This is a genomic window from Flavilitoribacter nigricans DSM 23189 = NBRC 102662 (assembly GCF_002646595.1).
In the GTDB taxonomy this organism is placed as follows: Bacteria; Bacteroidota; Bacteroidia; order Chitinophagales; family Saprospiraceae; genus Flavilitoribacter; species Flavilitoribacter nigricans.
In genome coordinates, this window is sequence record NZ_PDUD01000038.1 from 86,077 (window position 1) to 110,367 (window position 24,291).

Annotated in this window: 19 protein-coding genes; 10 read left to right on the forward strand and 9 right to left on the reverse strand. The window is 51.1% G+C overall.

The genetic code is table 11. From position 1 onward, the window contains the following. Nucleotides 1-372: 372 nt before the first annotated feature. A complete protein-coding gene (locus CRP01_RS31090; protein ID WP_099153975.1) occupies nt 373-897 on the reverse strand; it encodes a hypothetical protein in 525 nt (174 codons plus the stop codon). A 147-nt stretch (nt 898-1,044) separates the two neighbouring features. Further along, nucleotides 1,045-1,767, reverse strand: coding sequence for a head GIN domain-containing protein (locus CRP01_RS31095; protein ID WP_099153976.1), 723 nt, complete (start codon nt 1,765-1,767; stop codon nt 1,045-1,047). A 496-nt stretch (nt 1,768-2,263) separates the two neighbouring features. On the opposite strand from CRP01_RS31095, the gene CRP01_RS31100 reads away from it, so the two are divergent. From CRP01_RS31100 to CRP01_RS42010, 3 genes are all read left to right on the forward strand, one after another. Continuing rightward, complete coding sequence (locus tag CRP01_RS31100; RefSeq protein ID WP_099153977.1) at nt 2,264-2,872, forward strand: inorganic diphosphatase; 609 nt, start codon at nt 2,264-2,266, stop codon at nt 2,870-2,872. A gap of 105 nt (nt 2,873-2,977) precedes the next feature. After that, nucleotides 2,978-4,219, forward strand: coding sequence for a GNAT family N-acetyltransferase (locus tag CRP01_RS31105; RefSeq protein WP_099153978.1), 1,242 nt, complete (start codon nt 2,978-2,980; stop codon nt 4,217-4,219). Between the two features lie 446 nt (nt 4,220-4,665). Next, the gene (locus tag CRP01_RS42010; protein WP_143473604.1) at nt 4,666-4,803 is read left to right on the forward strand and encodes a TIGR04149 family rSAM-modified RiPP; all 138 of its coding nucleotides are present in this window, start codon (nt 4,666-4,668) and stop codon (nt 4,801-4,803) included. A 67-nt stretch (nt 4,804-4,870) separates the two neighbouring features. On the opposite strand, the gene CRP01_RS31115 is transcribed toward CRP01_RS42010, so the two are convergent. Beyond that, nucleotides 4,871-6,163, reverse strand: a complete 1,293-nt coding sequence (locus tag CRP01_RS31115; RefSeq protein WP_143473605.1) for a hypothetical protein — start codon at nt 6,161-6,163, stop codon at nt 4,871-4,873. A gap of 410 nt (nt 6,164-6,573) precedes the next feature. On the opposite strand from CRP01_RS31115, the gene CRP01_RS31120 reads away from it, so the two are divergent. Continuing rightward, complete coding sequence (locus CRP01_RS31120; protein ID WP_099153981.1) at nt 6,574-9,093, forward strand: Ig-like domain-containing protein; 2,520 nt, start codon at nt 6,574-6,576, stop codon at nt 9,091-9,093. A 277-nt stretch (nt 9,094-9,370) separates the two neighbouring features. Next, nucleotides 9,371-10,396, forward strand: a complete 1,026-nt coding sequence (locus tag CRP01_RS31125; protein WP_099153982.1) for a DUF4249 family protein — start codon at nt 9,371-9,373, stop codon at nt 10,394-10,396. Nucleotides 10,397-10,402: 6 nt separating this feature from the next. Here the strand turns inward: CRP01_RS31125 and CRP01_RS31130 are convergent, their stop codons facing one another. Together CRP01_RS31130 and CRP01_RS31135 are read right to left on the reverse strand one after the other, a co-directional pair. Continuing rightward, a complete protein-coding gene (locus CRP01_RS31130; RefSeq protein ID WP_099153983.1) occupies nt 10,403-11,050 on the reverse strand; it encodes a flavin reductase family protein in 648 nt (215 codons plus the stop codon). Between the two features lie 3 nt (nt 11,051-11,053). Beyond that, nucleotides 11,054-11,236 (reverse strand): DUF6435 family protein, encoded by a 183-nt coding sequence (locus tag CRP01_RS31135; protein ID WP_099153984.1) that lies wholly within the window; start codon nt 11,234-11,236, stop codon nt 11,054-11,056. Between the two features lie 273 nt (nt 11,237-11,509). On the opposite strand from CRP01_RS31135, the gene CRP01_RS31140 reads away from it, so the two are divergent. Together CRP01_RS31140 and CRP01_RS31150 are read left to right on the forward strand one after the other, a co-directional pair. Next, nucleotides 11,510-12,439, forward strand: coding sequence for an NAD-dependent epimerase/dehydratase family protein (locus CRP01_RS31140; RefSeq protein ID WP_099153985.1), 930 nt, complete (start codon nt 11,510-11,512; stop codon nt 12,437-12,439). A gap of 391 nt (nt 12,440-12,830) precedes the next feature. Further along, nucleotides 12,831-13,886 (forward strand): outer membrane beta-barrel protein, encoded by a 1,056-nt coding sequence (locus CRP01_RS31150; RefSeq protein WP_099153987.1) that lies wholly within the window; start codon nt 12,831-12,833, stop codon nt 13,884-13,886. A 70-nt stretch (nt 13,887-13,956) separates the two neighbouring features. Here CRP01_RS31150 and CRP01_RS31155 read toward each other — a convergent pair whose 3' ends face one another. Beyond that, nucleotides 13,957-14,508: a DUF2911 domain-containing protein gene (locus CRP01_RS31155; protein ID WP_099153988.1), complete on the reverse strand. Its 552-nt coding sequence runs from the start codon at nt 14,506-14,508 to the stop codon at nt 13,957-13,959. Nucleotides 14,509-14,803: 295 nt separating this feature from the next. Here CRP01_RS31155 and CRP01_RS31160 point away from each other — a divergent pair, with 295 nt between their 5' ends. Together CRP01_RS31160 and CRP01_RS31165 are read left to right on the forward strand one after the other, a co-directional pair. Further along, entirely contained in the window at nt 14,804-17,164 is a 2,361-nt protein-coding gene (locus CRP01_RS31160) for an outer membrane beta-barrel family protein (RefSeq protein ID WP_099153989.1), read from the forward strand. 119 nt (nt 17,165-17,283) lie between these two features. Beyond that, entirely contained in the window at nt 17,284-18,876 is a 1,593-nt protein-coding gene (locus tag CRP01_RS31165; RefSeq protein ID WP_099153990.1) for a polysaccharide deacetylase family protein, read from the forward strand. Nucleotides 18,877-18,967: 91 nt separating this feature from the next. Here the strand turns inward: CRP01_RS31165 and CRP01_RS31170 are convergent, their stop codons facing one another. From CRP01_RS31170 to CRP01_RS31180, 3 genes are all read right to left on the reverse strand, one after another. Next, a complete protein-coding gene (locus tag CRP01_RS31170; protein WP_099153991.1) occupies nt 18,968-20,026 on the reverse strand; it encodes a saccharopine dehydrogenase family protein in 1,059 nt (352 codons plus the stop codon). A gap of 22 nt (nt 20,027-20,048) precedes the next feature. Beyond that, a complete protein-coding gene (locus tag CRP01_RS31175) occupies nt 20,049-21,092 on the reverse strand; it encodes an acetamidase/formamidase family protein (protein WP_222845847.1) in 1,044 nt (347 codons plus the stop codon). 112 nt (nt 21,093-21,204) lie between these two features. Further along, complete coding sequence (locus CRP01_RS31180; RefSeq protein ID WP_099153993.1) at nt 21,205-22,602, reverse strand: hypothetical protein; 1,398 nt, start codon at nt 22,600-22,602, stop codon at nt 21,205-21,207. Nucleotides 22,603-22,635: 33 nt separating this feature from the next. On the opposite strand from CRP01_RS31180, the gene CRP01_RS31185 reads away from it, so the two are divergent. Continuing rightward, the gene (locus CRP01_RS31185) at nt 22,636-24,246 is read left to right on the forward strand and encodes a hypothetical protein (RefSeq protein ID WP_222845848.1); all 1,611 of its coding nucleotides are present in this window, start codon (nt 22,636-22,638) and stop codon (nt 24,244-24,246) included. Nucleotides 24,247-24,291: the final 45 nt, after the last annotated feature.

Below are 24,291 nucleotides of genomic sequence, written 5' to 3' on the forward strand. Positions count from 1 at the left end.
TGTTTAGTTGGAATGTGGTAATGTGGAAATGTGTTAAGGTGGAAATGTGTTGAAGTGTTGAAGTGCTGGGGTGTTGGAGTTCGGTTCAATTTACTGGAATTCAATTGATTGTCATTTTTTGAATTTTCATTGGATATGGTTTTCTGGACTTCGCGCGCCTATCCTGGTTGGCCCGTTATTTTGAGCGCTTCTATAACCCCTTTTATTGAAAAACACCCTAACGAACTGTAAACCAACTAATTAAAACAACCTTATCAGAAAAGACGTCAGCTGCTCATCTGCAACAAAAATCGTAAAAACAACACATTCACACATTCATACATTCATACATTCACACTTTAGCACATTTCCACATCAACACCTTAACACAAATTACTTCTCCGTTCCGATACTCACCCGTCGTTTCACCTCCTGGTAAGCATCATCTTCCTGGCCATCCTCATCCCAATCGCGCAGGCCGATGTAATACAGCAGGCCTTTGTCGTATTTGATCTTTCCCTGGATGGTCTGGTCCTCTTCGATCATCATGAGGGTATCGCCCATGACGTTCCAGATGCCGCGGGAAACACTGATGATCGAATCGCGCCGATCCCGGTATTCGATGCGGTATTTATTATTCGATTCAAAGTAAGTGCGGGGAGGTAGTACGGTAAACAGACTTTCCCAGTCGCCATCGTTGATGCGGAAGACATAGCTGGAATCGGGCACATTGTCGGCGCTGTAGACATTCACTTTCAGGGAAACATTTTCCCAGGTACCGGGCAGGATGCCGGCCAGCGAAGACTGGGTGTCGGAGGCTGTATCCTCGTCCACATTATCCGGTGCATTCTGACAGGCGGTGAGCAGCAGTACCGAAAACAGGATCGTACAGAAACGTATATTGAAATTGCGATTCATTTTACCAAGATTTTGTATAGAAGCGCAAAGATAGTATTCAGATCAATATCGTCATAGGGTCATTTTTCAGAAGTGGCCGGAAACGACAATTCGCCCGCCCCCCGAAGAGGACGGACGAATTGGTTGGCTGTCCGATCGGAGATCAGATCAGGAACGGCCGCGGATATCGCCGGAGCCGGAGATCCGGGAGCTCACGCGCGGGCGGCCTTTGTAATTGACATCACCCGAACCGGAGATCCGTACTTCCAGATCCTCCTTTACTTCTACTTCGCAGTCCCCGGAGCCGGAAATGCGTACCTTACAGGAGTCACTGATCAGATCGTAAGCTTCTACTTCCCCGCTACCGGAAATGGAGATACCGTGTTTGTCAGTAGTACCCGCCAGACGGATATCACCGGAGCCGCTGATGTGCGAGTCGATCATATTGGCTTCCACATCGAGGCTGATATTGCCGGAGCCGGAAATACTTACACCCAGTTCGTCCAGGCCGGTGAAGGTATTTTCACCGATGATGCTCCCGGATCCGCTCACGCGGGCCCCTTCCAGGGTTGGGATGGTGATGTAAACCTTCATTCCCTCGTACCGACGAACGGATTTATCGAAACGGATCTTCCAGGTATCACCGGAAACTTCCGTAACCAGATTGTCAATGATATTTTGCTGGGCTTCTACTTCTACGGATTGTCTGCTTCCCTGACGCAGGTAAACTTTGGCGTTATTGGTCAGGACTACTTTATCAAAAGAACTCAGATCGAGCGTGCGTTTCACGACCGGGCCTTCACCGCTGATCCCACCGTTCCACCAATTCTGCGATTGGGCTTCAAAAGTGAATAAGGCAACCAGGCCAAGAACAAGCATTAGATTTTTCATAATAACAGTTTTGATAATTGGATTTGTCTTTAAGAGACTGTTTGAAAACCTCTCACTGGGTTGCAAAACGCGGCTTTTGCCGCCACTTTGCACCTATTTTTAACTCCGTAGCTGGGCTATGCAGTGAAAAATAGCTTTCAATTGACGCCAAAATCCGGGTTTTTCCCCGGCAGCAGAAGTTTTCAAACCGTCTCTAAGATGTAAGACGAGGAGTAATCCCCCTAAGTTACAGTTGAAAAAAGTGCAGCCGGAAAAAGTAAGACGAAGAAAGGGATTGCTTAGACGAGGAGCCCTGGAAAAACCGAAGCCGGCCGTCAGGCATAAATATACACGATGCGAAGTGGTTTAGCCCTGACGTGCTTGTAACCGTCAGGATTACCCAAACCGCTTCGGTCCGTATCGGCGGTACTCAAATTGGTTGGGATTTCCCAAGCCAATTTGACGTCAGTATACCTATATTTGTCGCCGTCAAACCGCGAAAGCTAAAAACTGATACATGAAAAATCTGATCCCTGTTCTGTTGTTCACCCTGGGTTGTGTATTGAGTGCCTGTGATGCCGTGGGCACCCAGGAAAAGGTACACCAGTTGCCGGCCCTCACCGGCGAAGGATTCCAGGTAGTGGTAGAGATCCCGGCCGGTACCAATAAAAAACTGGAATTCCAGAAAGACGATAAGGAATTCCGGGCCGAATTGATCGATGGGAAAGAGCGTATGATCCACTTCCTCCCCTACCCGGGCAATTACGGTTTTATACCTTCTACCCTGATGGAGGCCAGCCGGGGCGGCGACGGAGATCCGCTCGACGTACTGCTTGTATGTGAAAGCCTGCCTACCGGAAGTGTGGTGGAAGCTCTGCCGATCGGCACCCTGAAATTATCGGATCGCGGCGAGATCGATACCAAGATCATTGCCGTGCCGCTGGATTCCAGTCTGCGCGTGTTCCCGGCGGCCAATTTTCAGGATCTGTTGCTCGAATACGATCCCGCCCGCCGCATCATCGAAGAATGGTTCCTCTACTATAAGGGTTACGGGGTAACGGAACTGATCGGCTGGGAAGATGAACAATACGCCTGGCGGGAGATCCAGAAGTGGCAGGTAGACTGATGGTCCGATAAGGGTAAATGTTAAAAGATCAACTAAATAAGCGCCAGACTGTTTCTTATAGAGCTTACCTGAGACCAAACTGTAAAATATCCAATTCCAACGTTTATGAAGTTATGCGCCGCGCATCCCTGTTTTTCCAGCAGATCCCTTCGAAAGGGAGAATCGGTTCCCTTGTCCGGTTCGGACTGTTCCTTTTCTCTGTTCACGTCAATCGACAGCGTACCGGAAACTTACTGGGAACTGGCGCAGCGAAGTGGGGATTATTTTTTACAGCGGGATTATTTACAGTTACTGGAGGACTCGCCTCCGGGAAATCTCCGTTTTAGCTACCTTTTATTCTTTCACCGGGGCAAGCCGGTGGGTATTGCTTACGGCCAGTTACTCGAATTTCGGGCGGAGGAACACATTCGTCAACAAGATGCAGACGCGAGCCGTTTGCGCCAACTCGTCGCCGCCCGCGTGCAACTGAAGGTGCTCATCTGTGGCAATATGCTGCTGACCGGTCAGCACGGTTTTTATTTTGAGCCGGAACACGCTGCCCTGGCCCACGCACCGCTGCGGGAGGCTTTAAGGAAAACGGCCGATCTGTGGCGCTCCCGGGGAGTGACCGTCAACAGTATCCTGGTAAAAGACCTGGACGAAGAGCAGGCCAACCTGATCGAGAACTGGAATGCGTCCGAATACCATTCGCTCAAATTTCAACCGAATATGGTGCTGCCGATCCGGCCGCACTGGCACAGTATGGATGATTATCTGGAAGACCTTAGTTCCAAGTACCGGGTGCGGTACCGGCGGGCCAGGAAAAAACTCCAGCGGGTCCAGTGCCTGGAACTGAACGAAGAGCAGATCCGCACCTACGAACCGGAGCTCTATCCCCTGTACCGCAAAGTGGCGGAAAGTTCCGGCTTCTGCGTCGGCTACCTGGCTCCGGATTATTTCTCAGAGCTCAAGGCCGCAGCCCCCCGCGATTTTCGGCTGTGGGCTTATTTCCAGTCCGGTGAACTGATCGGATTTTGCACGGCTATCCGGAATGGGGACGAACTCGAAGCTCATTTTCTCGGATTCGGGGAAGAGCAGCAGCCGTATCAACTTTATCTCAATATGTTGTATCACCTGATCGAAGTAGCCATCCAGGAACGGGTCGGTCAGCTGGTATTTTCCCGGACGGCCATGGAGATCAAAAGCTCCGTAGGGGCCGTGGCCGTACCGACTACGGTATTCCTGCTTCACCACACCAGTAGTCTGCTGAACCACCTGATCCCCTGTCTGGTGGGACTGTTGGAACCCAAAGATGCGTGGCAGCCGCGCCATCCTTTCCGCACACCGGAAGCGCTGGGCATTGACTAAATATTTTTTCAAAAAAATATGTTAAAACTTGAAACCGATATGGTTAAAACCAGTTTAACTGAGCAAACCGAATAAATGTATTTGGTCAAAGTGTTTAGGTCACATAAAGCCTTTTTTAACATCCGAACTATCCTAAACACATTTTGCATGAAACAGTTAAACTTAAACTCCATCAGAGAACTGAAACCTAAAGTGCTCGACTCTGAGGAACAGAAAAAAGTAAAAGGCGGGTCCACGATCATTGTTGATATCATCGGTCCTTAGGCCTTTTCCAAGATCTAGTTTTTTCCCTGACGGCTACTCCATCCTACGATGGCATAGCCGTTTTTTATTTTTTGAAAACTTCATCCTTGTGTTAAACTCCTGGATCCCCTTGTCTGGCATTATTATTATTAATATTATTACCGCTCTGAATATTAATTACTTAACCCTTAAACAGTTTTATTATGAAAAAGCTATCTCTGAAGAGCTTGAAAGAGCTAAAGCCCATCGTACTCTCTGATCAGGATTTGAAAACCATTAAAGGTGGTGACGGTGATGATGATGGGGATGGAATCGTAGTTGATGATATTACTGGATTCTAAATCTATAGCCTGAAAATGGTTTAGGTCTCGGGTTACTTCTAAAAGGTAACCCGAGACTTTGATAATCTTAATAATTTCCTTCCAGCTCGGCTATCTTCTCCCGCAGCCAACGAATGCTGGCGATATTTTTTGTCGCTTCAACTTCATTTTTCAGCTTCTGAATACTTTCCTGATCTCCGGGTAAAACCTTTACCAATTTTTTAGTGAATTTAATGAGGTTCAAACACAAGTTTCTGATCTGTTCGGCAATATCCTTATGCCGGTTTAGGTAAACCCGAAAACTTTCCAACAAAGAATACAGTGGTTCTATCTCGTCCAACTCATAGTAAGTAGCAATGAGCATGGTTTTGGAATTGATGTTGTAGCTCAGGTCGTCGTATTCCACAAACTGCAGCTGCTCGATCACTTTATTGTATTTTTTTTGATAGAAGTATAGCTGCGCGAGGTTGAACGTTATGGCATTATTCCGTAGTTCTTCCGGTATCCTGTCCTTATATTTGAAAATAAATTTTTCGGTCCATTCAAATTTACCCAAGCGTAAAGCCGTGGTAACAATGTTTTTAAAATGCCAGGGACTTATCTCTCCCTTATCAAAAATAATTTCCTTGTTCAAAGTTTCGACGTATAGATCAAAATATTCGTGTAGAAACTTCTGGTTACCACGGTTAATTTTTCGGGTACAATAGTTAAGCGCATATTTATAAATATTGGATGCTTCGTTGAGCGGGAAAAGCAAACCGTAGTGTTCCAGCAAACTTTTTAGTTTGAAATAGTGCTCTTCATTATCAAAATCTTTCAGAGCCAAATAGATCTGAAGGTAGATGGCAATTGGAGGCGTATCCTCGTAGTCGTTCTCCTGCAGATGTTCAATAATCTCGTCAATAAAACGGATCTCGTATTTATGAGCTACCGTACTCTGGCTACTCAAGACTGAGCAGTAGTATTTCAACTTTTCCGAGATATAAAATTTGTCGAGATTGGCCGCAATCTCTTCAACATTACTCACTTTGCTTCGCTTGATATCGTAGTCGGTGAGTTTGTAGTAATTTTTCTCAATTTCGTACTTATGGTAATAATGTTCGGAAGAACGGTGAGGGTAACTCTCGGACAGCTTCTTTGCCACTCGGATAGAACTGTTGTACAATTTGTCGATTTTCTTCTTATCAATACTTTCCATCAGATAAATGGACTTGCCAATCTTATCATCGTCAAAACATTGTTGGGCAAGAAAGGACTCCACTAATTTGGAAAGATCAGAGGTGTATTTTCGAAATCGGGTATCATCGTACTCTTTGCCGGGAACGACTTCTTTCCATATCTCTTCTTTCTTAACCTCCTCCAGGCGATCCTTATTGATCATTGTAATCAGAAAGTTGTAGAGTTTGATCAGCTCTTCATTTCGGTTGAAATACGGGGATTCAACAAATTTTTTACATTTATTCTGTTCGTATTTATCAAAATGCCTGAGTATACCTATCAATTTGCTGTTTAGCATCTTAGTGCATTAATTGGAAAATTCTATACTTTGGTAATGCAGGGAGTCATAAAAGACCTCTAATTTCAAAGGCCTAGGGAGTTCCCTGGCAAATTTATTCAATTTTTCTTTCACAACAATCTGATGCAAATAATTTATACCTAATTAGTTGCCCAACAAACTTCCATCTTACCAATTCACAATAATTGTTTTTTTCTAATACTACTTTTTCTAAGTTCAAATTTAAATTGTATCTTTGAACGTAGTCCACGAGCAATGAGTTAAATCCACGATCCATGAATGTATCTCTACGAAGAGCTTACGTCCTAGTACTGATGTTGGTGCTATTCTCAGCACCCGTCTGGGCCGTCAGAGATACCCTGCACACCTTCTTAAACCAGGAGGTGGAATGGGAGTTTGTCTCGATGCCCAACGAGCCTAACACGGTAAAGTTACCCAGCCACGGCGAGCTGGATGTATCTAAGAACATTTCCACAGCAAACAATTTTGATTATGTCCTGACCTACACACCGGAGGAAGATTACCTCGGAATGGACCACTTCACCCTCAAGCGTTGGGTGACGTTCGGTTCTTTTAGTTACCTGGAGATTGTTGAGTTTACAGTATTTGTCGAACCCGCGGCCATCAACGCCCGGCACGATTACGTAACGACGATGATGAACGAAGCGGTTGACATCCCGGTAACGATCAACGATTACAGCAGTAACGGTATATTAAAGGTGGCTGCGGCCCCGATGACCAACAACGGACAGGTTACCGTCCTGGATGACCAGACGGTCCGCTTCGTACCAGCAGGTGGTTATACCGGCCTCGCTCACTTCAACTACTCCCTCTGCAACGGCGAAGGCGTTTGCACCAACGGGACGGTGAGTGTGAGCGTACTTTCGGAAGAAATGCCCACCAACGAGCGGATCAAGATCTTCACCAAGAAAAACATTCCTCAGGATGTGCTGGTGCCCTACCTCTTTGAGCTGGTATCCAGCCCGGAGCACGGTACCTTCGATAACAGCGGCACCGTTCCGCAGTATTATCCCGATCCTGATTTCGTTGGCACCGACCAACTTACCTTTGCTTACGATGGCCACGAGATCATCGTAGATGTTCAAGTATTAAATATCAAACAAAACACCTTTGCCTTTGACGATGAAATTTACACTACTTCTGGAAGCACTGTAGAATATAACGTACTCAAGAATGACGCTTACGGCCAGGCGGCCAACAGCGTTTATATCGGCCAGCCCCGCTACGGGAGCCTGGAGGTCCTTTCCGAAGGAGAGGTAGCCTATACCCCTAATCCGGGTTTCGAAGGTGTCGACCAGTTTACCTATACCAGCAATTCTCCCGGTGGCCAGACCGAAACCGCCACCGCTTTCGTATACGTCAGTAATTTCGAACCGGCTTATACCAAGTTCAAAATGCTGACGCCCAAGCGTACCCCGCTGATCATCGGTTACAACGTACCCATCAAAGGTTTCAAGTTCAAGATCACCGAACAGGGTGAACTGGGTACGGTGATGTTCTTTCCGGGTAACGTCAACAAAAAGATCTACGATACCGAGATCACCGGTTACAACCTGATGGTCTATATTCCGAACGAGGAGATCGTTTCCGGCGTCGATGAATTCGAGGTTGCCTACTGCATCAATGAGGGCGATCAGGATTGTACCTTCACCAAATCGGTAAAGGTGGAAATGGAGATCCTCGACGTCAGCCAGGAGGACGGCCCCATGTGTTTCGGGGACTGTGTATGGCCCGGTGATACCAACTTCGACGGTATCGTCAATATGGAAGACCTGTTACCGCTGGGTCTGGAAATGGGTGAGGTGGGCAAACCCCGTCTCGATCCCACTACCGACGAGTGGTACGGTCAGTACGCGCCGGACTGGAGTGAATTGTTCAGTACGAATCCGATCAACTCCAAGCACATCGATGCGGACGGTGACAGCGTAATTACGGCGCTGGATACCATTGCCATCAGTCAGTTTTACGGACGTACCCACTCCCTGACCCCGAGCCGCGTTCCTTTCTACGATTTTGTGATCCGGCTGGATGGCGATATATTTGCCCAACCGGGTGATCTGGTAGAACTGGATCTGTACGTAGGTACGGAAGATCTGCCGGCGGAGGATGTATATGGTTTCACGTTCCCGTTTGCTTACAATAAGGACTTCTTTGTTCCGGAAAGCGTAAAGGTGAATTTTGAGACCAGTAGCTGGCTAAGTTACAACTCGCCGATCCTGCATATGAGTCGCAACGATAAGGAAAGCGGCGTATTGGAGAGCGGTTTCACCCGCACCAGCGGCGTTTCAGCTTCCGGTTTCGGTAAGATCGGTACGGTTAGCTTTGTAATCGTTGAGGACATTGTCGGCTTTAAACCTTCCGGCGACATTCAGGACGAAGAGAGAGTTTCCCAGACGATCCGGATCGGTGGTGGCATTTCCAAGGCCATCAACAGCGCCGGCCGTAGCATGGGGATCAGAATTGAAGAATTTGACCTGAAGATACAGCTACCCGAGGAAAGCGAAGCGGACCTGGCTCAGCCAATTGATGCCCGTCAGCTGAAGGTTGCGCCCAACCCGGCCAACAACCAGTTGCGTCTGCATCTGAACGGCAGCACCGACTTTGACAGAGTAGTTGTTTATAATTTAATGGGACAGGAAGTTTACAATTCCGGACGCGTAAAAAATGACCGGACCAACATTGACGTAAGTCAGTGGGCCAACGGCTTTTATCTCGTAAAAGTGTTTACCGAAAGAGGGACCATTCAGAGAAAAATCGAGGTGCTCCATCCGTGATTTTTTCGGGAATGATTCCTTGCATGTAATAAAAACACTATATCTTGCGTTCTTTAAAGGATTTGTAAACGACAACAAGAGAATTCATTGCTTTTTTATATTCGTGGAATTATAATCATTGCTAGTGAGTCGCACAGAAATGTGCGACTTTTTTTTTGTCGTTATTCCGCATTAAATGGTTTTGTCTCTCCCTTTTATTGGTGAAATGATCACCTTTGCCTCCTGAAGCAATACGGGAAACCTTTGCTACCGTATCCATCTAAATTATTCCGAATACATGATCCAATATGCCCCCCGCTTCCGTTTTGGCCTGATACTACTGACGCTGATCAGTTTACTGCCGCACTGTACGACCGACTTTGAGATCGAAGCCGGAGGTAGGGACATACCCGTCGTTTATGGCTTTATCGATATCCGGGATACGGCTCATTACCTGCGGATAGAAAGAGCATTTCTAAGCGGGGACAGCGATGCGGCCTCCGTTGCCCAGCGGATCGATTCCTTGTATTACGACGCCTCGGTAAGCGTACAACTCGAAAAGGTAAACAACGGAATCGTTTATCCGCTGGAGCGTGTCGACGGAGATCAGGAGGGTTACCCCCGGCAATCCGGTCCTTTCGTTACTGCACCCAATATCCTTTATAAGATCGACGCGGCCTCCCTCAATCTGCAGGGAGGCGAACAACTCCGCCTGATCATTGACCGGGGCGGTGAGCTACCGCTGGTCAGTGCCGAGACTACCGTGCTCTCCCCCATCGAACTCGTAGACAATTTACCGGCGGATCCATTTTCCCTCGGCAACTATCTCTCCTCCCGGCGGATTGCCTGGCGGACCGATTCGGAGGAAGCCGAGATCTTTGATGTGCGTATGCTGATCAACTACCGGGAATCCGTTCCCGGAAATCCATCTGTAATGGAAGACAAGACCCTGGAATGGGTGCTGAGCCCGGCCTTCCGGCGGGAGGACAACAGTATTCAGGTCAATTATACCTTTCAGGTGGAGGAATTTTATCAGTTTATCGGAGGTAGTCTGGAGCCGCTCGCGGAAGGGCGCCGGCAGTTTGTGGATCTCGAAATCCGGGTTACGGGTGGCGGACCCGAGTTTTCCGAGCTGATCACCATCGCCCAGGCGAATGTCGGGATTACCAGCGGGTCCGATGACATCCCGGTCTATACCAATATCCCGGAAGGCCGGGGCATTTTCTCCTCGCGTACCGGAGACCTCAGAACGGGCATCCAGATCACAGCCGTGTCGTTGGATTCTCTCCAGAACGGGATCTATACCAAAGATCTCGGTTTTTAGAACCTGCTATTTCAGCTTACCTTCCAGCGCCCGTAAGGCCCGGTCTGCTTTGGCGTAGGACAAACGGGCCAGCTTGCGGGTAGTGTGATAGGCATCCAGACCGGATACGGTAATAGTACCGGCTTTTTCGATATCCAGATAACCATCCGCCTGGAGGCAGTCTTCCGGCACGTACAGTTCTTTCACCGCTCCGATCATCAGGATGGTCCCGTTCAGCTGGATCTCCATTTGCTCCCGAAATTCCAATCCGATCTGGATCGGGCTCTCGGCCACGTAGGGTGCGGGGAAATCATCCTTGTACTGAGCGGTCAGATCAACGGCGGCAAATTCGGAGATATTGGCCGGATAACGGGCCGAACTCTGGTGAGCTTTTCCAAAAAAATCGGCCGTGATATGATTGAAGGTATAATGGCCGGTGGCCATGATGTTATTGTAGGTATCCCGCGTAACGCTCACAGGCCGCATGATGAAGCCCATCAGTGCCGGGTTGGCTCCCAGGTGGATTACCGAACTGAACACCGAGACATTGGTGGTGCCCTCCGCATCGACCGTACCGATCAGGTTGACGCTTTTAAAGCCGCTCAGGGAGTTTACCAGGTTGGTCCGGTATCTCTTATCCAGATCCGCAATATCTTTCGACTGAAAACGCTGCATGGATTATTGCTCTTTTTTCGGATTACGTAATGCTTCGATCCGCGCCCAGATCTCCTCTGATTTGGCCATCATGGCGGAATAGGCCTTGATGTCTCCCGCACGTTGAATATCCCGCGCTTTTTCCAGCGTTTCGTAGTATTCTTTTTCCAGTTTTTTAACGGGGTCTTTTTTAAATAGTCCGAACATTGGTATTTTGTTGTAAGAACCTATTTAAACTTCATCCTTTGGTCTGCCCATACGGGCCCGTGCCGGGGAAATAACCATCTAATGAACCTCACTTTACCTTTTTTTCGCCCCGTAGCGCTGCTATGAAGCTCAAAAATGCTTTCGTGAGAACCATTATCTGGTCATTTTCGCCATCCAAAAACGAACTTTAAACAGGTTCTGATTCCCGGAAATCAGATATCACGAAGTCAACAGCGATTTTCGCAAAAGGTTCTGAAATTTAAACATCGTCTTATGCAAACCATCCTAGGCTCCGGTGGTGCCATTGGCCTCGAACTGGCCAAAGCCCTGCCCGACTTTACCGATCGTATCCGGCTGGTCAGCCGCAATCCCGAAAAAGTCAATCCCACTGATGAATTGCACCCGGCGGACCTCCTCCAGGCGGAAGCCGTAGATGCAGCCGTAGCCGGCTCGGATATCGTTTATCTCACCGTTGGGCTTCCCTACAACACTGAGATCTGGACCACGAAATGGCCCCTCATCATGGACCACACCATAGCCGCCTGTAAAAAGCACGCTTGCCGGCTCGTTTTTTTCGACAATATCTACATGTACGATCCGGATCACCTGGCCCCGATGGATGAAAATACCCCGATTCGCCCCGTGAGTAAAAAAGGGAAGGTCCGGGCGAGTATCTCCTCCCGTCTGATGGATGCCGTTAAAGCCGGGGAACTGGAAGCCCTGATTGCCCGTTCGGCGGATTTTTACGGCCCGTCCGTCAAAAACACCAGCGTACTGACCGAAACGGTCTTCAACAATCTGGCCGCCGGGAAACCGGCCGACTGGATGGGCAGTCTAAACTTCCAGCACTCCTTTACCTACACCCCCGATGCCGGCAAAGCTACCGCTCTGCTCGGAAATTCCTCCGATGCGTTCGGACAGGTCTGGCACCTGCCTACCGCATCCCAGCCACCGACCGGGCGGGAATGGATAGATGCGATCGCCGGAGCCCTGGGTGTGCCTTCCAAATCCCGGGTGGCTCCCAAATGGCTCGTCCGGATCCTCGGCCTGTTCAATCCGATCATGAAGGAAATGGTGGAAATGATGTACCAGTACGATCGCGATTACATTTTTGACAGCTCTAAATTTGAAAGTCATTTCAACTTCTCCCCTACGCCCTATGCGGAAGGGATCAGAATCATTGTCGAAACGGATTATCGCTAGTCGTTATAAGCGTACGTAAGGTCCCATAAATATTGGCGCTTCGCCCATTCGTTCGGCAGGTGATCACAACGGATACGGTCGAAATGATCTTGGCTGTTTGCAACGAGCGCTGCCGGGTAAAATTCGGACTCAACTCCCCCCTCCAAATGGTCAGGGTCGACAGAAAAACCCCGGTAAGGAACCAACCATTTCTCCCGGAGCCCTCTCTTTGGGATAAACAACATCAATACACCGACGCCGGTTAGACCGCACCGAAAACCGGTTCCGTCCTTGATTTACGGGAAGGCGTTCGGAGCTTATCGGCAACCGATCTTTCTGCTGGCGGGGCGCTTGGCGTCCGGCAGCAACCGGTAGCGGTGTATCCTGCTTTCTCTAACTGAAAAATAGTACCATGAAATCACTCAACTCGCTCTTTCTGGCTGCTGCATTATTAATGGCCAGTCACACGGTTTCCGCCCAGCTTTCCACCAATGATCAACTCTGGAACGGTGGGCTCAGTCTCTTCCACATGGATTCGCGCACCACTTTCCAGGCCAATCCATCCGTTCAGCACTTTTTGAGTCCCCGCTTTTCCATCGGCGGGCAATTGGGCCTGAACGGCAGTACGCGGAACGGTCTCGAAAACATCCTGCTGGCCCCGGAGATGCGTTACTACCTCAATCCGGAAGCAAAAGGCACCAACTGGTTTCTTTCGCTGAGTAGTCCCCTGGAAATTTATGAGAACGGCTCCTTGGTTTCAAAGCCGGAATTTCAGCTCCAGCCCGGTCTGGGCAGCATTACGCCACTGAACGGCGGATTGGCGCTGGAAAGTAACCTATCGTTCAATTTCCGGCATTTCGGTTCCAACTCATTCTTCGAAAAACCCCGTATGAAATTTGAGCTCGGTTTCGTACACCTGGCCCGATCCAATTCAGATAGCGACGAGGCATCCGGGCCCCGGCTGGGCCGCGGCAGCTGGCTGCTGGGGGGCCAGCTCATCAATGCTGAATACGCGAATTTTAGTGCCATTGAAAACTTTTCGATCGGCATTGCTCCCTCGGCAGGTTATTTCCTGACGGATCGACTGGTGGCCGGTATGGACCTTTCGTTGACCTACAACTATCTGAAAACGGATTTCACGATCGCCGAAACCAATATCCACTCCCGCACTTTCGGACTCAGTGTCAATCCATTCCTGCGGTACTACACCGCCAGGCCCGACAACAAGATCCAGCCGTATCTCGAACTACGGGCCGGACTGAATTATCAGCAAATACATACGGAAACCGGCAATGCCGATCCGCTGCAAATATCCCGGAGCTTTTCGGCCGGTCTGGGTGGCGGCGTGAATATCTTCATCAACCGGAATACGGCCCTGGAACTGGGACTCAATCTGGGCGTGCGCGACGGACAGCCCCAGTTCGGATTCCAGACCGGGCTGAAATTTTTTCTGAACCGGCGGAAATAAAACGCAAAGGGCCTTGCAGATATCTTCTGCAAGGCCCTCCCCTATCGGTTCTTGGGAACCCGTAATTAACTTATTCCCAGGTTTTTTTCACCTTGATCGGCACACTGACCAAAGCCGTGTCCCAGTAGATCAGCAGTTCGGCAGAGGTAGGTTTTACGTTGTTGAAGCCCATGGTGAAAGTCTCCACGGAGAAGGGCAGTTCCTGTGTTTCCGCAGTTACCCGGACCACATCCTTGGAATCTTCGTAATTTCCGGTTCCTCCCTGTTCGGTGTTGGAATTGAAGATGATCGTCCATTTATCGGCTGCGGGAATGCTGAAAATAGCATAGCTACCCGCCGGGACCGTTTTATCACCGATCATCACGTCCGTGCTGAATGAAATTTTGGTTGCACCATTGGCACCGGTACGCCACAATTTGCCGTAAGGCACCAGGCCTTCAGCCGCGAAAATGCTCCGTCCTTTCACTCCGGGACGGGAATAGGTAACTTCCACATCCGTAACCCCCACACGCTGATAAACTTTGCCCAGCGGGCTGGGAGCCGGCTTATCTTGTGCATTTAACTGAAGTGTACAAGCCATGGCCAGCAGACCGACAATCAATTGAAAACCAATTCTTTTCATTGTCTTGCGTTTTAATTTTAACGGTTAATAAGTCTTCCGAAGATAGATATTTAAGTTGATAATCGTAGGAATAGCTTTACTATCTTCCGAAAAAGCGGCCCCACATTTCCGGCACCTGTATCCTTTCCCGGATGGATGATCTGCCGGCCTTTTCCACACCCTTATTTACCCAAAAATCAGATTTCCCTCAAAGTCTGCACGCCATTTTCACTTAGTTTTGTGTAAAAACTATTCAGGATCGATTAAGTAGTCCGGTCTTCATTCTCGTCTACTGGTCAAATAGCATTACACTCCAATGAAAAAGACATTATTCTTCATCTTTGCCCTTATACTCATTAGTCCGATCGCCTACGCTCAGGTCAAGATCACCGGAAAGGTGGTGGATGAGCAAACGGACGCCCCGCTGGGGTACGCGACGATTCAATTGATGAAAGCAGCCGATGACGCTCTGGCGGGTGGGGGGCTTTCCGACGACGACGGTAAATTCTCCATGGAAGCGGAAGCCGGAGAATACTACCTGCTCCTGGATTTTATGGGCTACCAGCAAATGAAGACCGATGCCTTCACCGTAGGGAAAAAGGCCTATGACTTTGGCTTGATCAAACTGGCCTCCCGCACCAGTACCCTGGATGAGGTGGTAGTGCAGGCGGAAAAAAGCACCATGGAACTCGCCCTCGATAAACGCATCTTCAATGTCGGTAAGGACCTGGGTAATGCCGGTGGTTCTGCCATCGAGATCCTGAATAATATTCCCTCGGTCACCGTGGATGTGGAAGGCGGTGTACGCCTGCGCGGCAGCAGCAACGTTCGGATACTCATTGATGGCAAACCTTCCGGACTGGTCAGCTTCAAAGGCGGCAGCGGTCTGCAGCAATTGCAGGCCAACCTGATCGAAAAAGTAGAGATCATTACCAATCCCTCCGCCCGCTACGAAGCGGAAGGTATGGCCGGGATCATCAACATCGTACTGAAAAAAGACCGCCGGCAGGGACTGAACGGATCTTTTGATGTAACGGCCGGCTATCCCCTAAACGTAGGGGCTGCCGCTAACCTGAATTACCGGCGCAAGAATATCAATTTCTTCATCAATTACGGCCTGAACTACCGGAAGACGCCCAGCTATACCACCATTTACCAGGAAGTATACGCCAACGATAGCACCTTCATATCCGAGCAAATATACGACGGCGTGAAAGACGGTTTCGACAACAACATCCGCGGTGGACTCGATTTCTTTTTTAATGAGAGAAATATCCTGACGGCCTCCTACATGCTCAGTCGCAGTGACGGCAAACGGCTGACGGACCTGCGCTACGACGACTACATCGGTAGCACCAGCAATCTGGACAGTTACACCCTGCGTACCCAGGATGAGACCGAAACGGAGCCCATTTCCGAATACGTGCTGAGCTACAAAAGCCTGTTCAAACGGGAAGGACACGAACTGAACGCGAGTATCCGGTACATGGATCACTGGGAAACCTCGGATCAGATCTACGAGCAGTCTTCCTATTTCCCGGACGGCAGTCGCGACTCCAGCCGGGATCTCTACCAGACTTCCCTCAATGACGAAACGGAGGAACAACTGCTGCTTCAGGTGGATTATGTCCAGCCCTTTGCTACCGAAGGTAAACTGGAGATCGGTTTGCGCAGTAGCTTCCGCGACATGGAAAACGATTATATCGTCAAGGAGAGAAATGAAAGCGGCGTACTGGAAGTGCTCCCCGGGCTGGATAACAACTTTATCTACCAGGAAAACATCCACGGTCTGTACGGGATCATCGGCAACAAATCCAAACGGTTTTCCTACCAATTCGGCCTGCGGGCGGAGTGGACGGATATTGAGACCATCCTGGAAAAAACCCAGGAATCCAATCCGCGCAACTATACCAATCTCTTCCCCAGCGCCCACTTCACCTACGACCTGCCGGCCGGCCACGCGGTTCAACTGAGTTACAGCCGCCGGGTACAGCGCCCCACGTACAATGATCTGAGCCCGTTCGTTACCTTTTCGGACAACCGGAACTACTTCAGTGGTAATCCGGACCTGAACCCGGAATTCAGCGACGTATTCGAACTGGGCCACGTCAAATATTTTGATAAAGGGTCGATCTCCTCTTCCGTTTATTACCGTAAGGTGAACGATAAGATCATTCGCATCCGCAGCGTGGACAGCCGCGGGTTCTCCACTACCCTACCGGAAAACCTGGCAACCGAGGATGCCTACGGTGCGGAATTTACGGCCGGTTATACCGCTACCAAATGGTGGAAGCTGGATTTCAATTTCAACTTCTTCCGGTCCATCATCGACGGCACGAATGTAGATAGTGACTTTTCCAGCGATACTTATACCTGGTTTACCCGGCAGACTTCGCGTTTTACGCTCAGTCCCACTACGGACCTGCAGTTCCGCGCGAACTACGAAGCGCCGATGAATACGCCCCAGGGAAGCCGGAAATCTCTTTATTTCTTCGATCTGGCCATCAATAAGGATATTTTCAAGGACAAAGGCACGCTTACGCTGAACGTATCGGATATCCTGAATTCGCGGAAATATCGCTCGGTTTCGGAGGGAGAAACATTTTATACCTTCGCCAATGCCCAGCGGATACGCCGGCAGATCAACCTGGTCCTGAACTATCGGTTGAATCAGTAAGCAAACATGAGGAAGTGGGTGCGTTAGAATTGATTTTGTGTTTCTGCTAATGATCCGCAACTTACAATTCCTTATTTTAAGCGTGCATTGCTCACTGACGCCTTTAAACCTAACCGTATATGTTGCACCTGAAATATCGCTTCGTCTTTGCCTGTTTGTGGTTCGTTATTTCCCTGCCGGGGCAGGAAACGAGCTTTCCCTGGCCCGATGGTAAAAAAGCGGCCCTCAGCCTCAGTTTTGACGATGGCCGCAACTCGCAGGTCGATGTAGGCCGGGACCTCTTCAAAAAACTGGACGCCAAAGCTACCTTTTACGTCGTACCCGGTAATATGCAGGACCGGATCGACGGGTGGAAGCAACTCCTGGCCGATGGGCATGAGATCGGAAATCACACAGTTTACCATCCCTGTACCGGCAATTTCCAATGGTCCCGGGATAAAGCGCTGGAAAATTATACCCTCAGCACGATGCGCCGCGAATTGACGGCAGCCAATCAACAGATCAAGGAATTGCTCGGTGTGCTCCCCGAATCCTTTGCCTATACCTGCGGCAACACTTTTGTCGGTCGCGGCCGGAATACCCAAAGCTACGTCCCCCTGATCGCCGAACTATTCGAATCCGGCCGGGGCTGGCTCAACGAAGCCTCCAATGATCCCGCTTTCGCGGATATGGCCCTTTTGCAGGGCATTGAAATGGACGGTAAGGATTTTGAGACGGATATTAAACCGCTGGTCGACGCGGCGCTGGAAGACGGCAGCTGGCTACTGCTCGCCGGACACGATATCGGACCGGACGGCCGACAGACCACCCGTACCGCCATGCTGGAAAAGCTGGTGGCCTACGTCCAACGACCGGAAAGCGGGATCTGGCTGGCTCCGGTGGGTACCGTTGCCGCCTACGTCAAAGAGCAGCGGCAACGGCAGTCGGATCAACTCCGCGATGCGCTGGTTTTCGCCACGACTTTTGACCAGGGAGTTACCGCTGATTTCGCACGCGGCGACGCCCGGCTGTACAGCGCGGCCTCCTACGAGCAGTTGGAAACCGCCACCCCCAATCTCCTGCCGCAGGAAATCACGCTCGCCGAAAACCAGGGCCATTTCGGCCACGCACTGGAATTCAAACGCAAGGGCCAGCCCGTCGTTTTTTACCAGGTGGATGGGAACCTTCCCTACGCCACCAAAGACTGGGGCGGCACAATTTCCCTCTGGCTGAGCCTGGATCCGGAGACGGACCTGGAGCCCGGCTATACCGACCCCATCCAGATCACGGATAGCGGCTACGATGACGCCGCACTTTGGGTGGACTTTTCGGATAAAAATCCCCGCAGTTTCCGGATGGGCGTTTACGGTGATGTCGATCAATGGAATCCGCAGGGCATCGGACCGGATAAAAACCCGGCCTTTAATCAACGGCTGTTACCGGCGGAAGATCGTCCCTTCCAGCGGGGCCGCTGGACCCACGTGGTGATCAGTTTCGATCAGCTGAACGATAAGGCGGGTATGGCCCGCTTTTACATCAACGGTCGGCCACAGGGCGAACGCAAGATCACCGAATCTTTTACCTGGAAAATAGAGGAAGCCAAGATCTTTCTGGGCCTGAACTTCGTGGGACTGATCGATGAAGTCGCGCTGTTTGATCGGGCGCTTTCCACTGAGGAGGTAAAGTGGCTTTATCAGTTGGCGGAGGGTTTGCCTGCGCTTTTGGGGAAGTAGAATTGCTAAGGCCAGACTTTCCTAAGGCCAGACTTTCTAAGTTTGCGAAACTTAGAAAGTCTTATAAAAGAGCAAAAAGCCTTTTTATTGCCTACCCCCCACACGGCACATCCCTGATCTCCGTCCCCGGAATTTCCAGGATCAACTGCCACCCATACGCACCCGCCGGCGTCTGGTAGCCCGGTGTAAAATCCCGGGCCAGTACCTTCCCGGCGATCAATACCGTACAAAGTGCCGTCAGCCAGTAGGCCTCCGGCGCCGAGAGGATCGCACACTGCCGGCCGGTACCGTTTTGTACGCTACCGTGCACGTAGGCCGCGCCATCCCGATTTTGGGACGCCGTTGGCCCGGTCACCTTCTTATCAACCCAAAATTGCATTAGCTTTTTCACCAGGCTGTTGCGCAGCAGCGGATTGAACCACCGCTGGTATTTCATTATCCGGATCGCCTGTTTCGTCATGGCCGAGAACACTTCGATATTAGGGATACCGGTAGAAGTGTAGGCCGTGGAGATATCTCCCCAGGGGATGGTCGCCACCGTTCGGGAAAAATCCCCGAAATCCACTTTTTTCTGTTTGTGCGCCGTTTTTACCCGCTTGATCTGTCCGTTGCTTCTGACGGCTCCGGGATCACCCAGATTCTCGACCATGGTGCTGAGGGTGCCGTGGGATATCCCGCCACCGCGCATGGCGATGGTTAGTTCCAGCCAGTCCGCATCCGGCATTTTTTCCTTGAGGTAATTGGCCATACAATCCGAAGGGACCACGTCGAACCCAACGCCGGGCAGGATCACGATACCCGCCTGCTTCGCTTCGCTATCCAGCCCTTTCAGTTCTTCAAATACTTCAATCTCTCCGGTAATATCCAGATAGTGGGTTTTGGTAGCCAGACAGGCATCTACCAGCGGGCGCGCCGTCCGGGTAAACGGTCCGGCCGCATTAACGCAAAGCAATTGATCCTGTAGGTGTTCCCGGATGGCCGCGGGATCATCCAGATCGAATACCGCGGACGGCAGACCGTATTCGGTCGCCAGGGCCTCGATCTTTTCCCGGTTGCGTCCGGCCAGTACGGGCTGCAAACCTTTAGCTCTGCATTCCTTGATGATCAACTGACCGGTATAACCGTAAGCTCCGTAAAGTAGAAATGACATATTGTTTGGGTTTATGGGGCGATTAATTCACCCCCAGGGTTTCCTTGGACAAATGCATCGTCACCAGCATATTGGGCATATCTACCACTTCGGCGATCTTCAAATCTCCCGCCAGGGAGCAGAGCGCATAGGCCTCTTCCGTGCTTAGCCCGTGGGCTTCCCTGAGGTATTCGATCATGTACAGGGTTGCCTTTTTGGCCGCTTCGTCGATGGTGGGCGCAAAGCCGGTAGTGGCGTAATAATCGTCCGTTTCGTATTGCGGTTCCTGAATGGAGCGGTTCTTGACCAGTTCGATCTGATAAACGATGCGGAGCGGTGCTTCGATAGCCGTACCGCATACTTCGCCCAGCCCCTGGGTGGCATGGCCGTCACCGATCGAAAAAAGGCCGCCCTCAACAAATACCGGAAAGTAAACCGTGGTGCCCTCCGTAAGATTGGGATCATCCATATTTCCTCCGTTGGCTCGCGGCGGAATGGTCGAAAGCATTTCTTCCGTAGGCGGCGCTACGCCCATCACGCCGGGAAACGGCCGGAGCGGTATGCGGATGTTTTCGTTGAATTGCACGTATTCCTTATTCGCTCCCAGTTCGTAGATGCGAATATATTTGCCGGGTAAGGTATCCGCCAGGAACCCGAATCCGGGTACAATGGCATTCCAGCCCCAGTCGCCTACTTCCACTTCGTGCAGGGTTACCTTCAGGACATCTCCCGGCATAGCTCCTTCGACGTACACCGGTCCGGTGATCGGGTGAATGGGGCCGAAATCGAGCGCGTCCAGGTCTTCCAGTCCCGAATCCAGGTCGAACTGTTCATCGCTGGCATCTTCGGTAAATGCCTCGATTACCGCTCCGGAAGCCACCCGCAGGATCGGCGGTATGGCGCTGCTGAATTTATTGTGGGTCTGGTCCTTGGTCAGTGTATACTGGACCTCGGGGACTGCGCGATCTTCAGGGGTAGTTTCCGCCGCCGGCGTTTCCGTAGCGGTTGTTTCCCCGGCCGGCGATTCCGAGCAGGCGAAAAATGCCATTCCCGACGAAAGGCAGAGTAAAAAGAGTATTTTTTTCATAAACTAGTGTAATTGAGCGTAAATAGTACAATCACCAAGGTAGTGGATTTTAGGTGGATTGTCCGCTCTGCTGACTGCAAAAGATCATAGTTATCCCCTGGTGAGCGATACATCAACCCATCAGCTCACTGCTGCCTTTAGGCAGATCGATACAGACGATCGTGTCCCGGCCGGTACGGCACCAGGTATTGCGGCGCAGTTCCTTTTCACTATCCACCCGTGTTAAGGCTATTTGCTCATTCCCCCGCCGGAATTCCGGATCCGATAATTTCTGACCGACCTTAAAGGTGAAGAGGTCCGTTGCGAAAGGCGCTTCGATATGGAGGCGTTTTCCGTCCCGGACGATGCTGGTAAATTCCTTGGCGGCCCAGTAGCGCGAGATCTCGCTCAGCTTCATCCAGATCAGGTTATCGTACTTCTGGTGCAGGCGGGTGACCACCGTCTTAAAGATATCGAAACCCAGTTTGTCCCCATTGTAGTAGATCCCCGGCCAGTGGCAGATAAAGATGGCCGGTTCTTCCTGCTCGATCACTTCTACCATTCGGCCCTGCGCAAGGTCCGCAGTGATAAAGCGATCGGCATCGCCGGGGGTGAGTCCGTCCCAGCCGCCAAACCAGTCGCCGGTGCAGGCAATAATGTGAACCGAACAACTGGCGTGATCCGTATCCAGGTCCTGGGCGTGGAAGATCTGCGGCTGCACGCTTTTCCCCGGATCGGTGATCACATCCCGGAAAAAGTGAGCGACGTCAACCCCGTACACCTCCTGCATGGCCCATTGGGTACCGCGGGCCAGATTGGGGATATTCCGATGGGCAAATCCTCCCGGAGTGGTTACCCCTTCGCAGTACAGATCGGCTCCTTTCAACACATTTAGGGCGTACTGAATGTATTCGCCCAGTTCTTCGGCACTTTTATTCTGACTCCATTCCCAGTTTTCCATAAATTCCGGAGTGGCATCGGGGAATGGTAGCCCGGTCCGGATATCGATCACCCGGGTGTGACTGATCATTTCCGGATGGATATCCCAGTTCGGTTGGGCCCGCTCCCGCACCAGCCGGATACTGGCCTGAAGGTCCGATTTCGACCAGCCCGGAATAAAACGGTTCAGCCAGCCCGTACAGGCCGGATAGGGCACCATGCTGTATTTACCTTTCACACCGTGGCTATCGCACCAGTCCAGAAATTCCCGAACAAAATCGTCGGGTATTTCCCGGGGCAGTTTACGCCAGTCCTGCTTGTAGTTGTCGGGGAAAACTTCCGCAAACTGGGGAATACCGTAATGTGCCATATTCACCAGGGCCGTACTGTCATCAATGATAAAACTGACCGGAACGCGGTGAGCGGGATTAAGGACCTCGACCGTATTTTTCGTCTTGTTCACCGTTGGCGTATTTTCGCGGCCGGTCCGTTCGGCCGGAACCATCTCCTGGGCCAGTGCAGCGGTATTGGCGGCACCCAGCAGCGCCGCAGTTGAGTAAGTGGAGTGCTTGAGGAAAGTTCGTCTTTTCATATCGGGAAAGGATTTTGCCAGGAAAATATGCCTATGATCAACAATATAAGCATTAAAGCAATCAATATGCAGACGCTCAAGTACCGGATAAGCCCTTTCCTGATCCTCCTTTTTCTCCTGCCCGTGTACGGGATGAGCGGACAATCCGGCATCGAACCGGCCGATATTAAGTTCGTGCGTCAGGGAGTCAAACGGCTGATCTTCGATCCCGAACAGGCGATCCCATTGGCTAGCCTGGATCCCGGCAACATTATCGGTATCGCCAGTATGCACCCAGTGCACCAATATACTTCCGATCCCGCCACCTATCAGCTTAGCGGCGATCAATTGCGGATAAGCTCCGAGGCGCACAGCGAAAGTAGCATCTGGCTGGGTGGTTTCAATCCATTTGCCACCTACACGCTGGACCTGGAGGCCTGCTCTGGCCGGGGTGCTCTGGGATTTGAATTTGCGGACAAGGATAAAAAAGAGCGCTTCATCGTCAGTATCCGCTTCGATGGATCGCAATTGCAGGACGCACGCCTGCAGGTGATCCTCGACGGCCGGACGATAACCGATTCCTCCATTTTACTCGAAAGTGCCCGGGGCGCTACCCTGCCCGCCCGGATCAGGCTGCAAATGCTGGGCAGCGGGCTGAACCTGTTCTTTCAGAACGAAGGCCTGCCGGTGGCGATCGGTCAGGTAGATTTTAGTCAGCACCTGGATCTCCGGCAAAAGCGCTGCCTGAGTACTTTTCAGTCGGGACTGTATTTTGACCTGTCGGATGCTGAAGTGCGAATAAACGGCGCCCGTTCCGAACTGAGCACGGGGCTCGGGCAGGCAGACATCCGGGTGATCACCTATAAGGACGGACACCCCCTGCTTGACGAGGGCCGGCTCTGGTATACCCTTTCCATCCGTGGGCGGGCCCTGCCCCACCACATTCAGGGCGTGTTCAGCCTGGATCCATCGGTATTTGACCTGCGACTGGAAGGCGTTATTGTGTTCGATCAAAACGACGGCATCCTGCGCAATGAGATCTCCACGCACCTTTTTTACGATGAGGAAGCAGATCGGTGGATGGGACTGACAACCGGATTCAGCGCCTACGCCAATCCGGACGAACAAAAGCAAATACTGGCCATCGAGAGTAAAAAAGATCCCCGTTTTGGATTTTCCATCATGCAGGCCCGGCCTACCGGTATAGTCGGGGATATTGAAGACTCCCATATTCTTTTCGATGAGGAAGCCGGCAAATGGAGACTGCTGACCTGCGAGAACCTCGACGGGTACAAGGCCGTGATCATGGAATCCGATACCTGGGATCGCGGTTACCGGCGGATCGCCGGTCCCGTGGCCAATAACTCCACCGGCACCTCCATCGAAATGATCGACGGGAAACGCTACTGTTTTTCCGGCAGCAGCGCCCGGGAGGTTTTCGTTTATACCTATCCGGACTTGCAGGAGGCCGGCACGCTGCACATGGACCTGCCTCCCTGGGACGATAAGTCCGGCACCCGCATCTGGCCCAATGTGGTGGAACTGCCCGCCGGGTATCCGACCAAATACATCGCACTGATGATGGATCGCTACAATTTTCCCGGGCAAAAGGGGCCGCACTGGACTTACGGAGCGCTGTATCTGTACCACGGAACGCCGGAGTGAGACGAAAATGAACACCCCGTTCATCCATCGGGTTTCAAGGGCAAT

Excerpts from the sequence above, each read along its gene's own strand:
- CRP01_RS31090 (WP_099153975.1), bottom strand. The coding sequence starts at position 897 with ATGAATCGCAATTTCAATATACGTTTCTGTACGATCCTGTTTTCGGTA.
- CRP01_RS31095 (WP_099153976.1), bottom strand. The coding sequence starts at position 1,767 with ATGAAAAATCTAATGCTTGTTCTTGGCCTGGTTGCCTTATTCACTTTT.
- CRP01_RS31100 (WP_099153977.1), top strand. The coding sequence starts at position 2,264 with ATGAAAAATCTGATCCCTGTTCTGTTGTTCACCCTGGGTTGTGTATTG.
- CRP01_RS31105 (WP_099153978.1), top strand. The coding sequence starts at position 2,978 with ATGAAGTTATGCGCCGCGCATCCCTGTTTTTCCAGCAGATCCCTTCGA.
- CRP01_RS42010 (WP_143473604.1), top strand. The coding sequence starts at position 4,666 with ATGAAAAAGCTATCTCTGAAGAGCTTGAAAGAGCTAAAGCCCATCGTA.
- CRP01_RS31115 (WP_143473605.1), bottom strand. The coding sequence starts at position 6,163 with ATGATCAATAAGGATCGCCTGGAGGAGGTTAAGAAAGAAGAGATATGG.
- CRP01_RS31120 (WP_099153981.1), top strand. The coding sequence starts at position 6,574 with ATGAATGTATCTCTACGAAGAGCTTACGTCCTAGTACTGATGTTGGTG.
- CRP01_RS31125 (WP_099153982.1), top strand. The coding sequence starts at position 9,371 with ATGATCCAATATGCCCCCCGCTTCCGTTTTGGCCTGATACTACTGACG.
- CRP01_RS31130 (WP_099153983.1), bottom strand. The coding sequence starts at position 11,050 with ATGCAGCGTTTTCAGTCGAAAGATATTGCGGATCTGGATAAGAGATAC.
- CRP01_RS31135 (WP_099153984.1), bottom strand. The coding sequence starts at position 11,236 with ATGTTCGGACTATTTAAAAAAGACCCCGTTAAAAAACTGGAAAAAGAA.
- CRP01_RS31140 (WP_099153985.1), top strand. The coding sequence starts at position 11,510 with ATGCAAACCATCCTAGGCTCCGGTGGTGCCATTGGCCTCGAACTGGCC.
- CRP01_RS31150 (WP_099153987.1), top strand. The coding sequence starts at position 12,831 with ATGAAATCACTCAACTCGCTCTTTCTGGCTGCTGCATTATTAATGGCC.
- CRP01_RS31155 (WP_099153988.1), bottom strand. The coding sequence starts at position 14,508 with ATGAAAAGAATTGGTTTTCAATTGATTGTCGGTCTGCTGGCCATGGCT.
- CRP01_RS31160 (WP_099153989.1), top strand. The coding sequence starts at position 14,804 with ATGAAAAAGACATTATTCTTCATCTTTGCCCTTATACTCATTAGTCCG.
- CRP01_RS31165 (WP_099153990.1), top strand. The coding sequence starts at position 17,284 with ATGTTGCACCTGAAATATCGCTTCGTCTTTGCCTGTTTGTGGTTCGTT.
- CRP01_RS31170 (WP_099153991.1), bottom strand. The coding sequence starts at position 20,026 with ATGTCATTTCTACTTTACGGAGCTTACGGTTATACCGGTCAGTTGATC.
- CRP01_RS31175 (WP_222845847.1), bottom strand. The coding sequence starts at position 21,092 with ATGAAAAAAATACTCTTTTTACTCTGCCTTTCGTCGGGAATGGCATTT.
- CRP01_RS31180 (WP_099153993.1), bottom strand. The coding sequence starts at position 22,602 with ATGAAAAGACGAACTTTCCTCAAGCACTCCACTTACTCAACTGCGGCG.
- CRP01_RS31185 (WP_222845848.1), top strand. The coding sequence starts at position 22,636 with ATGATCAACAATATAAGCATTAAAGCAATCAATATGCAGACGCTCAAG.